We start from the raw sequence: 13,817 nt of genomic DNA on the forward strand, positions 1-13,817 counted from the left end.
TGTTTCCCCTTCAGGGAATAACTACTGGCATTGGCAAAGGCACGATGAACTTGCCGCCAGCGGCTTCGAAATCAGCCATCTGCTCGCGGATTTCGTCAAAGAAGTTCCAGGCCAAAACCAACAGGTAATCAGGTTTGCGTTCCATGACCGCTTCGGGGGCCAATACAGGAATAAGCTTGCCCGGCGAATACAGGCCCTGTTTCAACGTGTTCCGGTCAACCAGAAAATCCAGAGTTTCCGTGCCGATATCAAAGTAGTTCAACAGCGTGTTACCCTTAGCGGGCGCGCCGTAGCCAGCGATCGTTTTACCCGATGCCTTGAGGTCGGCCAGCATGGAAACAAGGCTGTCCTGCATCACGTGAACACGCTCGGCAAATGCTTCGTATGCCTCTTTGTTGGTCATGCCCGCGGCATCTTCGTCAGCAAGCATATCAGCAACAATCGGCGCCGGGGTTTTGTTCAGCGCGGCGGGTTGCATGAACACGCGCATCGAACCGCCATGAACCGGCAGTTTTGTGACATCCACTACATCGAGCCCAACGGACTGGCCCAGTTTGACGACGGACAGAAGGCTCAGTTCAGAGACATGTTCGTGATAAACATTGTCGAACTCGTTGGTCTCGAGGATCATCTTGCCCCAAGGCACTTCGATGATGAAGACGCCGTCATCTGTCAACAGGTCCAGAACACCTTCGGTAAAGCCGTGCAGATCGTCTATATGGTTGAAGGTATTGGTCGTCGTGATGACGCTGGCCGGCCCTTCGGTTTCACGAATCTGCTGCGCGGTGGCGCGGTTGAAAAAGTCCACATGGACCCGAACGCCCCGTTCGCCGGCAATCTTGGCAAGGTTGGCCGCCGGGTCGATGCCCAATGTGCGCCCGCCCTGATCGTTGGCATGGGACAGCATCAGCCCGTCATTACAACCGATATCAATGATCAGCCCACCTTGCGCACGCTCTACCGCGACCGAGGCGAGTTCGGCGAAATGTGTATGCATTGTTGCCGCACCGGACGGGACATAAAGATAGTCCGTAAAGAAATCAGCAGGCACCTGATCTGCAACCTGGATCAAGCCACAATCCAGACAGGCCTGAGTATTCAGCGGGAAAGCCGGTTGCGGAACATCCTTTTGCTCGGGCCGTGCGAACATATTGGCGGGCGGGTGATCGCCCATCGGCAGCACAAGCATAAGGTTGGTAGACCGGCAGGTACGGCAGGTCGTGCGAACAGACGTATTGATGCTTTGATCGTTCATCAGACCAGTGCTCCTTGGAATTTCAATGCAAATTCTTCAAATTTTGCATGCATATAATCGATTTGCGCTTGTATCAGACCATGGTGACAAGCCAGCAGGATACCCCCGCGCATAACCGCATCGGAATTGGGATAGCCCGCGGGATCTGCTCGGTATTCTACTTGCTTCATGGCAGGCTGACGCAGAATGTTTCCGGTAAAGACAGGCCGAGTTTGAATGTCCGAAGTCTCAAGGAATATCTGCATCTCGCGCCGCGTGAATGGGGCGCCTTCGCGCAATGTCAGCGGGAAGGCCAGCCACCCGGTGCGCGAGTTCGGCAGTTGTTCAGGCAGGATGAACCAGTCTTCATAGTGGGCAAAAAAGGCGCGATGAGCAGCGAAGGCCTCTTCGCGCACGCGGATGTTGTTGTCCAGTTTGCTCAGCTGCACCAACCCGAATGCCGCGCTGATTTCCGAAGGTTCAACGTTATAGCCAAGATCCTCGAACAGAAATTTGGCATCATATTCGATCCCGTCCAGTTTGACGTTGAACCGGTTCTCGATGGCCTCGGATTCCACAAACAGCGAGGACGACCGCCCCCAGGACCTCAGCAAAAGCGCCTTGCGGCCAAGCTCTTCGTCATTCACGCACAACATGCCGCCATTCCCGGCGCCATTGATGACGTGGCTGCCGTAAAAGCTGGTGGTAGAGACGTCGGAATAGACGCCCGTGCTTGTACCGTCGATGGTTGCGCCCAGCGTGTCAGCGCTGTCTTCAATTACCTTCAGACCATGCGCATCGGCCAGCTCGCGGATACGGCGCCAATCTGGCAGGTTTCCGATCAGTGACGGGATCATGACGGCAGATGTATTTGGCGTAATCATGCGTTCGATCGCGTCTACGTCGATATTATAGGTCCCGACCGCGGCATCCACAAAGGTCGGGATCAGGCCCTGACGGACAAGCGGAGCAACCGTCGTGGCAAAAGTCAGGGCCGGAGTGATAACTTCGCTGCCCTTTGGCAAGTCCAGAATCTCGACCGCGAGATAGTTCGCCGATGACCCCGAGTTCACCATGATGCCGTGGCGTTTGGAAAACAAAGCAGCCACTTTTTCCTGCATCTCGCGCACTTTGGGGCCCATCTGGGTGGACGTTTTCAGAACTTCGACAACCGCGTCGATCTCTTCCTGGCCATGCACGGTTTGACCGTAATTCACTCGCATTATTCTTTTCTCCTCAATAACCCGCTATTGCGCGGCGACCGGAGCCCGGTCGAAATCCCGTGAAGACATCAGGTCACTGTAGAACCCGATCTGATTGTTTGTGATCCCACCCATCTCCGAACCGGCGGCATGGGCCTTGTACCAGTCTACTGTCAGGCGAACGGCTTCGGGCAATGTCAGTTGCGGACGCCAACCCAATCCCGTTTGCGCCTTAGTACTGTCCAGTCGAAGAATACCTGCCTCATGCGGCGCGGCAGATGTCTGTTCAGCAGACGCCATCGAAAACTGTGGAGCTCCGTCGCCCCAGGCATCCTGCATCAAGGTTGCCAACTGCCGGACATCCACCGTCCCCGACACATCAGGGCCAAAATTCCAGGCGCCAGCAAAGCTTTGCCCATCCCGATACATTCGCGCGGCCAAGGCCAGATAGCCCGACAGCGGTTCAAGAACATGCTGCCAGGGGCGCACGCTGAGCGGGTTGCGGATAACCACCGGTTCGCCCGCCTCGGATGCGCGGATCACGTCGGGGATAAGCCGATCTTCGCCCCAGTCGCCCCCTCCGAACACATTCCCGGCCCGGACTGTTGCCAGTTGCGGCCCATCCGCTGATGAAAAGAAGGAATGACCATAAGATTGCGCCACAAGCTCGGTACAGCCTTTCGAGGCGCTATACGGGTCCCTGCCGCCCATCGGATCGTTTTCGCGATAACCCCAGGTCCATTCCTTGTTGTCGTAACATTTGTCACTGGTGACAACGACCACCGCCTTCAACGAGCGCATCCCCAAAGCGGCATCCAGAACATGGGCGGTTCCAGATACATTGGTCGCAAAGGTTTCGGCAGGATCCCTATAGGACCGGCGCACCAAAGGCTGTGCAGCCATGTGGAACACGATTTCAGCGTCCACCCCTGACAGTGTATCCAGCACCGCCTGACGATTGCGGATATCCGCAATCCGGCTGTCGGTCAGCCCGTCAACAGAACAGGCATCAAAGAATGAATGCCCCTGTTCGGGAGGCAATGACAAGCCTGTCACCTCTGCCCCCAGACGCCTCAGCCATGCACAAATCCACCCGCCCTTGAATCCGGTATGCCCGGTCACAAGAACACGGCTGCCGGCAAAAACGCCATCAAACTGAGAATTGACCTGCCCGCTCACGGTTCACCTCATATCGCCAGAGCTGGGTAGCTCTTGCCCGAACCTTCGTTGAAATTAAGCCAGGGCGGCGTTTCACCTTCGCACAGACCGTCCAGCGTATTCCTGTCGCGCAGAGTGTCCATCGGATGCCAAAACCCATCGTGGCGATAGGCCATCAGCTCTCCGTCGCGGGCCATCTGGGTCAGCGGGGTCTGCTCCAGCGGCTCATTGTCATCAACCATATAGTCCAAGACGCCCGGCTCGAAGACGAAGAAGCCGCCATTGATCCAGGTTTCGCGATTGCGGACCTTTTCTGTGAAGGCGTCAACCCTGTCGCCCTTGAGCTCGATGTTACCAAACCGCGCCGGGGGCTGAACCGCAGTTACGGTCGCCAGCTTGCCGTGTGATTTGTGGAAATCAATCAGTGCATTGATGTCGATATTTCCCACGCCGTCCGAATAGGTGCACATGAACGGCTCATCAGGAGTCAGCCAATCCTTGAGCCGACGGATACGACCACTGGTCATGGTATGCGCACCGGTGTCGACCACTGACACATTCCACCCGCCCGGAGCAGAAGGGACCAGTTGCAATTCCCCAGTGTCCAACGATACCGATATATTGTTGGCGATCAGGTGATAATTGGCAAAGAACTGCTTCAGCAGCAATGCTTTGTACCCGGCAGCCACAACAAAATCACGATGTCCGAAATGGCTGTAGATATCCATCACGCGTGCGATGATCGGACGCCCGCCCACTTCAACCATGGGCTTGGGAATGGAAACCGTTTCTTCGGCCAGACGCGAGCCTAGTCCACCAGCCAGAAGTACCGTTTTCATTGTCTATCCTTCCTTTATTCGATCAATAGAATTGATGGTCATGTGAATGGGCCCGCCCAGGAAAAATATAGGCAGGTTGAGTCGCGCAGGCACTGGTCATTGTTCAGCCCCTGCAGCTTTCAAGTATACCACACCTTGGCCGTAGCGGTTGTTCAGACCTGATAATTCGACTGGGCGGTAGTTGTTTGCCCGCGCATAGCTCAACAATGGGGCTTCCAGAACGGAATCGTATCCAAGCAGGAAAGCCGAAGGCGGGTTATCTGCAAACAGAGCCGGTAAGTCTTCGGCGCCTGCCATCACGTATTTGCCGGCAAGTTCCGGATCCGTGAAGGGTGCAATTCGGTAAGCGAATGGCCCGGTTGCAAATTCTGGATAAACGCTCAGGCCCGCCTCAAGCGGATAGATCGGCAGCAAAGTCGCGACCGGACCATCAGGCAGTGCACTGCCTGCCACCGCATCCCGCAGGACAGCGCCGGAACCGGCAAAACGGGCCGAGGTGAACTTCGAAGGCTCTGTCAGCGAGACCAGGCCCATCCCGATACGCGGGAGTCCCAGGATGACCATCAAGACAATACCTGCCGCAAGCACAGGCACTGCCTCGTGCCGCCGTGGCGGGTCAAGCCGACGGAACAGAACCGCGAGCAGCAGAGGCAGACAGACCAGAGGCTGGATATAATATTGCGGAAAACCGGGCGTTGGAACAAAAGCCATTGAGGCAGTCAGGATAATGATCGCCAGAACAACACCACCATGCCGCAGTTGCGAGGGCTGCATTTCGTCGACACGCGCACCACCACGCAGGATAATCCAAAGCACGGACAGAATGGCCATAACCATCACCAGGCCCACTCCGGCCACCCATGCCGAATGGGCCAGCATCAACTTGCCCGACAATCCCAGGGCCAGCCCCGGTTCTGTTGCGGCGTTGGCCTCCCAATAGGCGACATGTGGTCCGGTGTGAAACCCCAAGACATGCGCCAGAAAGACGCCCGGATCAGCGAGCAGGAAGGCAAACAGGGGCAAGGCCCCGATCAACCCTCCGATCAGCAGCGGCAGAACCACGGCTTTCAGTCGTCGTGCCATCGAAACATCCGCTGGCAACAAGAATGCGGCAAGAGCAATCGGCGGAATAAACAGTACCGCACTGACCTTCATCCCCGCCGCAATAGACAATGCGACGCCCGATAGGACCAGCGTCAAAAATCGCGGCGCGGGCTTTGACGTCTCGATCAAAAACAGGCCAAGCCCGATGACCGCAAATGGCAGTGGCAACAGATTGTTGGTTGCGGCCATACCGGCGCCGGTCAGAAACAGCTCGCATGTCACGATGCCGATAACTGAAAAGACGGCGAGAACCGGCGATCCCGACAAGCGCAGCGTTACCCAACCAGTTGCAGCGATCAATCCAAGCCAGGCCAGAAACAGGCCGATCCGAGCGGACCCCAACAGGCCGAACTCATCGAACAGAATGCCGGACCCAAGGTAATACCACGCCGAATAAGGGACGTGATTGTAGAAGAAGTCCGAATAAAGCTCCCACTCTCCGAGTAAACGCGCCGGAGGGACGAACATCAGCTCATCCCGGCGCAGATCATAGGTCATCAGGCGGCCGAACAAACCGGCAATCAGCAACACAAGCCCCAGACCAGCGGTCACGATCCCAAGCATAGCACCCATGCGCGTACTTGACGGGGTGGTGCCCTTAAAGCTTGATATTCTCGCATCGCTCATCTCAGCCCCTCCGATCCAACGCCTGACCCCGGCCAAGCGCACGCGAAATCATGAGGTAAGACAATATGACAACCGGCCCCAATGCGACCGCCTGTGCCAGATAGGGATCAAGCCCAACCTGCATCAAACCGCGCAAAAGCAGCGCATTCACAAAATACAGCACGACATAAGACATCGCATATAGCGGGAAACGGCGGTATCCCTGCACGCCAAAGACAAACCGGGCGTGGATACAAAAATTCCAGATCACACCCAAAATAAATTGAAGCAGAAGCGCAAGCTGTGGATGCATGCCCGCAAAAATCAAAAGGGCAAACACGCTATAGCCAAACGCCGTGTTGATCAGGCCGGCCCAGATAAACCGTACCACCTGCGCACGTTCCTCTGACGGCGCAAAAGCCGAGCGTATATTAAGCCTCGCCATCAAATGTTGGCCCTTTCGGCGGAAATATTAAACACAGAAACCAAATTCGGCAAAATAACCGACACCAGAAAAAACAATGCTAAATCAGCTGCCAGCGGGCAGCAGTTCCGGGTTTTCTCCTTCAGACTGACTGACCGCATTTGCTGCGTTTGTGCCAGCGCTTTTGAAAATGGGCTTAGACGAGAATTCCGAAATCGGAACCGGACGCAGGCCATTTGCACCATACCCTGGCACGAGCTCTTTCAGCAGGCGCTTGGCTGCCAGTTCGTCACCTTCTGCCGCAGCCTGTTCCAGTTTCCGGATCATGGCGCGCAGGCGGGCGACGGGAATGCCCTCGGGCCGCGCGGATCCGACGCCCGGAATGCCACATTCGTGGCGCTTCTCAGACGCATCAAACAATTCCTCGAACAGCTTTTCGCCTGGACGAATTCCAATGAATTCGATGTCGATATCCTCATTAGGCTTTAGCCCGGCAAGGCGGATCATCCGTTCGGCCAAATCCACGATCTTGACCGGCCGACCCATATCCAGAACGAAAATCTCTCCGTGGCTGCTTTCCATTTTCAACCCGCTTGCGGCCGCAACCAGAGTCAGTTGCACGGCCTCACGGATGGTCATGAAGTACCGTTCCATCCGGGGATCAGTCACGGTCAGCGGACCACCGTTCGAGATTTGACGTTGAAACAGCGGGATCAGCGAGCCCGACGACCCCAGAACATTGCCAAACCGCACCGAGAAGAACCGGGTTTCTTCCTCGGTTCCGTTGGTTACACGGTCCTGCGCCTGAACGTAGAACTCAGCAACGCGCTTGGTTGCACCCATCACATTGGTGGTGTTTACAGCCTTGTCCGTGGAAACCTGTACCATCGCGATGGCACCATAGTTCCGGGCCGCATCCGCGACGTTACGGGTTCCGATCACATTGGTCAAAACGCCCTCGCAGGGGTTCATCTCAACCATCGGAACATGCTTCAGGGCGGCGGCATTGAACACCAGCTCGGGGCGATGACGTTCAAAGATGTCATTCACACGCGACGCATTGCGAATGCTTGCGATATACATCCGCCGGGGAACATCTGGAAAGTTCTGCGACAAATCCATGTCGATGGAATAGGCGTTGAACTCGCAATGGTCGATCATCACCAGTTCCGCCGGATCGAAAGAGGCTATCTGACGTGCCAGTTCGCTACCGATCGAACCACCGGCACCGGTCACCAATACGCGGCGCCCACGGAACATCTCGCGCAACATCGAGCGTTCGACAGCTTTTTGTGGCCGCTCGAGAATTTCTTCCGGGTTGATAATACAACCGTTGGCCGCATCCTGGCCTTCTTCCCCAAGACCCGGCACGCGTGAGACAGCGATACCGTTGGATTCACACCAGCTGGTCAGCTTGCGGATGCCGTCACTTTCAAAATGCGTGATCGGTTCGGTCAGGAACAAGCGTCTGGGCAAATGATCCCAGGCTTTAAGCCGCTCGACCACGCGATCGGCATCCAGAAGAGATCCGATAATCTGAACATCGTGGAAATACAGCCCCATGGTATTGCGCGCATCGTCAATAATGCCCACCGGCTGATACTTGGAATGCGTATTCCGCAAAGACCTGACAAACAGATCACAACTTGCACCCGTGCCAACCAAAAGCACCGGAACCTTGTCCTGATGTTCGGCCATCAACCGCGCATTCTGGCGATTCAGCTCACGGCTACGGGCAACTACACGCAGGGCACTGAGCAGAAGGATCATCAAGCCAAGCTGAATAATGAAGGCAGCGAAGGGTACAGCCTTGGTCACTTCGAAAACTGCACTGGCAGCCATGAGGCACAGGACCAACATTGTCGATCCCCGCAGGATCAGACGAATGTCTCGCAGTGATGTCGAGCGTGTGTGGCGCCGGTACATGCCCGCAAGCGGGAAAACCGCCAGTCCAATCAGGCTGGACAAGAGCATCAGCGGGAACATGGCTGGCGCCATCTGTTGCGCTACCGTTCCACCATTCGCAAGATTGATTGCCACTACGGCTGAGAAAGACGAAGCAACAATGTCTCCAAAGACTAATCGATGATTGGCACGCAACTCACTAACAATCTGCGTTTGCCAGCAATGAAAACCCGAAACCATTTACCTCACCCCTTTATCTCATCACCGGCTCAATTCCGGTCGAGAATTACTCGTACATCGTTACCCAACAGGGTCCTGCAGCATCAAAACATTGCCACAGCTCCCAACTGATCACTCACAGACCGCTTGCAGCTGTCCTATATAAACCAAAGGCTCGCGATCAGATGATCAACCGAAAGCCTTATACCCGTATCTTTGTTTTGCCCCCTTCACTTGAGCTTGTCTCAATCGCCCAAGTTGAACACACTCACTTCACTCGTTAATAATAATAATTCGCGCAAGTAACAAAATTGTTCCTCTGGTTCGCCGGTTAGCGCAATTTCTTCAATCTCCTTCAACGCTAACATACGTTTCCGCGCCCTCAAAAGTAATTTCTTCACACTTCATTAACGAATTGCAGCGTTTCCTGAAGTACTCTTTGACTGATATTTTGCTGAGGGTTGCCGAATTTCCTCCCTGTTTCGGCTGACTTGAGCGCCGATTGACCTAGCGTAAACAAGAGAAATGCTAATCTCACGGGGAAAATTACAGTCATTTTCTCAATCCGATGAAATCTTCGGGGGCCGCTGTCCGGGTCTCAATATTGGCCAATCGATCCACAATAAGCCCCTATCGGGGCATTGTGAACCAAGACGCAACAAAGATGACAACTCCTTTCGGCCAATCCTCTAATGAGTCGCAGGCCGGTTTTCCTGACAAAGGCTTTGTGAACTTGGCGCATGCTTGGAAAAATTTCCGCATAGTCAGGGTGCCGGTCAGCTCTGCCGCTTGAATCGAGAATCGATTTGGGATCAACTCAGCCCAGACTTCGTATCAGTGCGCCGGAACTTGGATCCGGCCAACAGGATGATCCGGAGAGATGTTGGTTCTTGGTTTGATATTCGTAGTTTTCAGCTACAGTTCTTGGGTTTGAATATGAACAGATTTCTCGAAATACTGTGTTGCCTGATCGCGGGCACGATCGCGCTGCCCTTTTTTCTGGCGGGTTGTGTGATTGTGCTGTTTTCGGTCGGGCGACCTTTGTTTTTTGGCCAACGGCGGGCAGGCTGCAACGGGCGCGTCTTTCGCATCTGGAAGCTGAGAACAATGTCCGACACACGCGATCAAAGCGGGGCTTTGCTGCCAGATTCGGAACGTCAGACAAAAACCACCAAGCTTCTGCGCCGCGTAAGGCTGGATGAGATGCCCCAGCTTGTGATCATCTTGCGCGGAGATATGGCCCTTGTTGGCCCCCGTCCCCTGCTTCCCGAAACCATCGAAGAGTTTGGAGACAATGGGCGGTTGCGCTGCACGGTTCGGCCCGGTCTGACAGGGTGGGCTCAGGTCAGCGGCAATACCGCGCTTTCAAATGACGAGAAGCTAAAGCTGGATCTATGGTATGTCGCGCACCGGTCACTGTCGCTTGATCTGAAGATATTGTTCGAAACCATTATGGTAGCCTTGGCCGGAGAGCATAGACGCCCTGACCGAATTCAGGCCGCAGACAACTGGCTGGACAGCCGAAAGGAGACACCTGCATGAAGACGGTATTTGTGGGGGCGGTCGAAGGATCGCATGTCGCCTTATCCGCCATATGTGCCCGAGGGTTTGTACCGGATTTGGTGGTGACACTACCGCCGGACTTGTCCCACCGGCACTCTGATTTTGCAGATCTCAAACCCACTGCAGATCGGTATGATATTCCTGTCCACTATACGGCCAAAAGTGACTCGGCCGGAACAATCAAAACCATTCAAGCCGTAAAACCTGATCTGATACTGGTCATCGGGTGGTCTCAGATATGCGGGCCGGAATTTCGAGCCCAGGCAAAGATCGGATGCGTCGGGTTTCACCCATCCGCCCTGCCCCGTCTGCGCGGACGCGGTGTGATCCCCTGGACTGTCATATTGGGCGAAACCGATGTAGGCGCGTCATTGTTCTGGCTGGGTGAAGGGGCCGATGACGGCCCGATTGCGGCGCAAGCTCGATATGCGGTCGATCCCAACACGGTAACAGCGCGCGAACTGTATGACCGGGCGCTTCAGGCCCTGACGCAGCTGCTGCCTCAGCTTCTGACGCAAATCTCTGAAGGCGATATCCCGGCGGCTCCGCAGCCAGAAACCGGGATCAGCCTTTGCGCGCGGCGGCGGCCCGAGGACGGGCTGATCGACTGGACCAGACCCGCGGCAGAGATTAACCGGTTGATACGCGCAGCCGGACCGCCCTATCCCGGCGCTTTCACCTACACTGCCTCCGGTGAGAAGCTGGTCCTGCTGGGTGTACAGAACACCGCCCTGCAGGGCTACTATATCGGCCTGCCTGGTCAGATACAGGCCATCGAAGGAAACCGGTTTACGGTCGCCTGTGGGGATGGGAAATGTCTGGACATCATAAACTGGACCGGCGCCGATGCGCCGCCCGAACTGCACTCAAAGCTCAGGAATTCCGAATGACAGCGCTGACACCTTTTGACGGACAGGACGGACCGGTACTTGTGGTTGCTCCGCACCCGGATGATGAAGTCCTTGGGGCTGGCGGCACCATCGCACGACTGGCAGATGCAGGTCGCGCAGTCCATATCGCGATTGTCACAACGGGTCGGTCGCCCCGGTTCAGCACGGAACAGATCGCCAATGTACAGGCCGAAGCCAGGGCCGCACATGAGCATCTTGGTGTGACGCATACGCATTGGTTGGATTTCCCTGCCGCTGAACTGGCTGAGCACCCCCATGGTGACCTGAACGCAGGTCTGGGAACACTGATCCGCGAACTCGACCCAAGTGTCATCTTGGCGCCGCATCCCGGCGACATCCATCTGGACCACCAGTTGAGTTTCCTTTCGACTTTGGTGGCAAGCCGACCTTATCAGGACAAATACCCGACGACGATCGCGGCCTATGAGACGCTGTCCGAGACAAATTGGAACGCGCCATATCTGACGCCGCCATTCGTGCCGAACATGTTTGTGGACATTTCGGATACATTGGAGCGTAAACTGGAAGCCTTCCAGTTATTTGCAAGCCAGGTCAAACAGCCCCCGCACGAGCGTTCGGTTCAGAGCTTGAAAGCGTTGGCAACTTTGCGTGGCGCGACGGTTCACCGGGCCGCGGCTGAGGGCTTTGTCTTGGTCAGGTCGGTTATCTGACTGACCTGATCGCAAAATCGCCAAGCTGCGATCAGCGCATCCACGCTTCGGACCATAGTTGGAACATAAAGACCGTCCACAGCTGAGCACCCCAGTTGCGTTTGCCTGATTGGTGCTCGGCCCAGCATTTTTCCAGCGCTGCCTTGTCCACGAAACCCTCAAGCCCGTTCCCATCCAGAAGAATGCTGGAAACACGGAACTTTAGGGGCCCGCGCAGCCAAGCGTTGAGTGGGATACCGAACCCGCGCTTTGGCCGGTCGTACAGCGATTGCGGAACCCGCTTATTCAAAAGCTCCCGCAACGCCACCTTGCCAACCTTCCCGTCGCACCGAAGCGATGCCGAAGAGCGCCAGGCGGCGGTGACAACGCGGTAGTCCAACAACGGCGCGCGCATCTCAAGGCCCACCGACATCGAAGTGCGGTCGGCCTTCACCAGAATATCATCCGGCAAATAAAAGAGCGAATCCAACAACATCATGCTGTCCAACTGGCTCAACCCTGCGGGCAAATCATGCGTTCCGATCTCATTGCCCAGCGGGATGCCGGACTTTCCAAGCATACCGGAGGACCAGATCGAAAACTGGGCCTGATAGCGGCACTGGAACTCTCGCCCCTGCAGAACCGGCGCAAGCTTGGCCAGACGATCCGCGCTCAGATCGTCGCGCATGCTGCTTGGGGCGAATGGTCTGAGGACAGGCACCAGAGCGTTAAGAACCGACTGCGGCGTCTGCGACAGGGCCTGAATCGCCAGGTCCGGCATCTTGCCCTTCAGGCGTTCAAAGGCCTGCATCCGAACATAGCGGGCATAGCCGCCAAACGACTCGTCACCGCCGTCGCCGGACATGACGACCTTAAGTTGCTGGCGCGCTAGTTGCGAAACCAGCAGGGTCGGTAGTTGCGACGGGTCGGCGAAAGGTTCGTCAAACACTTGCGGCAAGCCTTCGATGGCCTGAAACGCCATTTCCGGCGTTGCCGTCACCTCGTGATAATCCGTCCCAAGATACTCGGCGATGGCCTTTGCATGGTCGGCTTCGTTGGTATCCTCATCATCGAAACGCACGGTAAAGCTGGGCACTTTCCTGTTCGATTGCTCTTGCATCATCGCGGTGATTAGCGACGAGTCGATACCACCCGACAGGAAGGTCCCAACCGGCACATCCGCAACCATCCGCTCGCCCACGGCGCGCAGCAGTTCGGATTCGATCTCGGCTATGGCCGTCTCATCGTCAGGATAGGGGTTTGCGCGCGCCTGCGTGACTACGGCCTCGATATCCCAGAACCGCTCGATCCCTTGCAGAAGCGCATCCAGCGAGGCCGGTGCGGCATCAAGTTTGATCTCGACCATAGAGCCCGCAGGTAGTTTCAGGACATTTGGGTAAATCGTGCGCGGGGCAGGAATATATCCCAACCGAAGAAACGATCCTAAGGCTGCGCGGTCCACCTCTGCCGGTCCAAATTCCGGATGCGCGCGCAGTGACTTCAATTCAGACCCAAACAGAACGGTTTTCCCGGCCAGGCCCAGATAGAGAGGTTTTTTGCCAATCCGGTCGCGCGCCAGTGTCACGCTTTGGGTTTTCCGGTCAAACACGGCAATGGCAAACATCCCGTGGACGCGGTCCAGTGTCTTGCGGATACCCCAAAGCTGCATCGCCGCCAGCAAAACTTCGGTATCGGACGTGCCCCTGAAGCTTATGCCCAGATCCTGCAATTCCTGACGCAATTCCAGATAGCCATAGATCTCACCATTGAACACAATGGTGAACCGGCCATCGGCGGAATCCATCGGCTGTACCCCGGTTTCCGAAAGATCAATAATGGCCAGACGCAGATGCCCCAGGGCCACGCCCTGATCTGGGTCCACAAACAACCCGGTTCCATCCGGGCCACGGTGTTCAATCGATTGACACATCTTGCCAAGGACGGATGAGGCCTGAGACCGATCAACGGTGCCAAAGTTGATAAATCCGGTGATGCCACACAT

General features: G+C 56.1%; 11 protein-coding genes. 3 read left to right on the plus strand and 8 right to left on the minus strand.

What is annotated here, in order from left to right:
• Positions 1 to 10: 10 nt before the first annotated feature.
• The 7 genes from AC2FLB_RS08125 to AC2FLB_RS08155 form a co-directional block, all read right to left on the minus strand.
• Positions 11 to 1,255, minus strand: coding sequence for a class I SAM-dependent methyltransferase (locus AC2FLB_RS08125; protein WP_496709020.1), 1,245 nt, complete (start codon positions 1,253 to 1,255; stop codon positions 11 to 13).
• Positions 1,255 to 2,457: a DegT/DnrJ/EryC1/StrS family aminotransferase gene (locus AC2FLB_RS08130; RefSeq protein WP_496709021.1), complete on the minus strand. Its 1,203-nt coding sequence runs from the start codon at positions 2,455 to 2,457 to the stop codon at positions 1,255 to 1,257. The genes AC2FLB_RS08125 and AC2FLB_RS08130 overlap by 1 nt, the downstream gene beginning before the upstream one ends.
• 24 nt (positions 2,458 to 2,481) lie before the next feature.
• Positions 2,482 to 3,615 (minus strand): CDP-glucose 4,6-dehydratase, encoded by a 1,134-nt coding sequence (gene rfbG / locus AC2FLB_RS08135; RefSeq protein WP_496709022.1) that lies wholly within the window; start codon positions 3,613 to 3,615, stop codon positions 2,482 to 2,484.
• 8 nt (positions 3,616 to 3,623) lie between these two features.
• A complete protein-coding gene (gene rfbF, locus AC2FLB_RS08140; protein WP_142636222.1) occupies positions 3,624 to 4,433 on the minus strand; it encodes a glucose-1-phosphate cytidylyltransferase in 810 nt (269 codons plus the stop codon).
• Between the two features lie 96 nt (positions 4,434 to 4,529).
• The gene (locus AC2FLB_RS08145) at positions 4,530 to 6,164 is read right to left on the minus strand and encodes a glycosyltransferase family protein (protein WP_496691637.1); all 1,635 of its coding nucleotides are present in this window, start codon (positions 6,162 to 6,164) and stop codon (positions 4,530 to 4,532) included.
• A gap of 1 nt (position 6,165) precedes the next feature.
• The gene (locus AC2FLB_RS08150) at positions 6,166 to 6,588 is read right to left on the minus strand and encodes a GtrA family protein (RefSeq protein ID WP_496691638.1); all 423 of its coding nucleotides are present in this window, start codon (positions 6,586 to 6,588) and stop codon (positions 6,166 to 6,168) included.
• Between the two features lie 84 nt (positions 6,589 to 6,672).
• On the minus strand, positions 6,673 to 8,607 hold the full coding sequence (locus AC2FLB_RS08155) for a polysaccharide biosynthesis protein (RefSeq protein ID WP_496709023.1): 1,935 nt from the start codon (positions 8,605 to 8,607) through the stop codon (positions 6,673 to 6,675).
• Positions 8,608 to 9,627: 1,020 nt separating this feature from the next.
• Between AC2FLB_RS08155 and AC2FLB_RS08160 the strand changes: the two genes are divergently transcribed.
• Genes AC2FLB_RS08160 through AC2FLB_RS08170 form a run of 3 tightly spaced genes read left to right on the plus strand, consistent with a single transcriptional unit; the run spans position 9,628 to position 11,836 of the window.
• Positions 9,628 to 10,233, plus strand: a complete 606-nt coding sequence (locus tag AC2FLB_RS08160; RefSeq protein ID WP_496709024.1) for a sugar transferase — start codon at positions 9,628 to 9,630, stop codon at positions 10,231 to 10,233.
• The gene (locus AC2FLB_RS08165; RefSeq protein WP_281995073.1) at positions 10,230 to 11,144 is read left to right on the plus strand and encodes a methionyl-tRNA formyltransferase; all 915 of its coding nucleotides are present in this window, start codon (positions 10,230 to 10,232) and stop codon (positions 11,142 to 11,144) included. The genes AC2FLB_RS08160 and AC2FLB_RS08165 overlap by 4 nt, the downstream gene beginning before the upstream one ends.
• Entirely contained in the window at positions 11,141 to 11,836 is a 696-nt protein-coding gene (locus AC2FLB_RS08170) for a PIG-L deacetylase family protein (RefSeq protein WP_496709025.1), read from the plus strand. Before AC2FLB_RS08165 ends, AC2FLB_RS08170 begins: the two co-directional genes overlap by 4 nt.
• A 31-nt stretch (positions 11,837 to 11,867) precedes the next feature.
• Here AC2FLB_RS08170 and asnB read toward each other — a convergent pair whose 3' ends face one another.
• Positions 11,868 to 13,817 carry an asparagine synthase (glutamine-hydrolyzing) gene (gene asnB / locus AC2FLB_RS08175; RefSeq protein WP_496709026.1) on the minus strand — a complete coding sequence of 650 codons (1,950 nt, stop codon included), beginning with the start codon at positions 13,815 to 13,817 and terminating at the stop codon, positions 11,868 to 11,870.

The organism is Ruegeria sp. CDSA236, assembly GCF_059611285.1.

What these genes read in the sequence shown, in the direction of transcription:
- asnB (WP_496709026.1), bottom strand. Translation starts at nt 13,817, where the DNA reads ATGTGTGGCATCACCGGATTTATCAACTTTGGCACCGTTGATCGGTCT.
- AC2FLB_RS08160 (WP_496709024.1), top strand. Translation starts at nt 9,628, where the DNA reads ATGAACAGATTTCTCGAAATACTGTGTTGCCTGATCGCGGGCACGATC.
- AC2FLB_RS08125 (WP_496709020.1), bottom strand. Translation starts at nt 1,255, where the DNA reads ATGAACGATCAAAGCATCAATACGTCTGTTCGCACGACCTGCCGTACC.
- AC2FLB_RS08165 (WP_281995073.1), top strand. Translation starts at nt 10,230, where the DNA reads ATGAAGACGGTATTTGTGGGGGCGGTCGAAGGATCGCATGTCGCCTTA.
- AC2FLB_RS08170 (WP_496709025.1), top strand. Translation starts at nt 11,141, where the DNA reads ATGACAGCGCTGACACCTTTTGACGGACAGGACGGACCGGTACTTGTG.
- AC2FLB_RS08145 (WP_496691637.1), bottom strand. Translation starts at nt 6,164, where the DNA reads ATGAGCGATGCGAGAATATCAAGCTTTAAGGGCACCACCCCGTCAAGT.
- AC2FLB_RS08150 (WP_496691638.1), bottom strand. Translation starts at nt 6,588, where the DNA reads ATGGCGAGGCTTAATATACGCTCGGCTTTTGCGCCGTCAGAGGAACGT.
- rfbF (WP_142636222.1), bottom strand. Translation starts at nt 4,433, where the DNA reads ATGAAAACGGTACTTCTGGCTGGTGGACTAGGCTCGCGTCTGGCCGAA.
- AC2FLB_RS08130 (WP_496709021.1), bottom strand. Translation starts at nt 2,457, where the DNA reads ATGCGAGTGAATTACGGTCAAACCGTGCATGGCCAGGAAGAGATCGAC.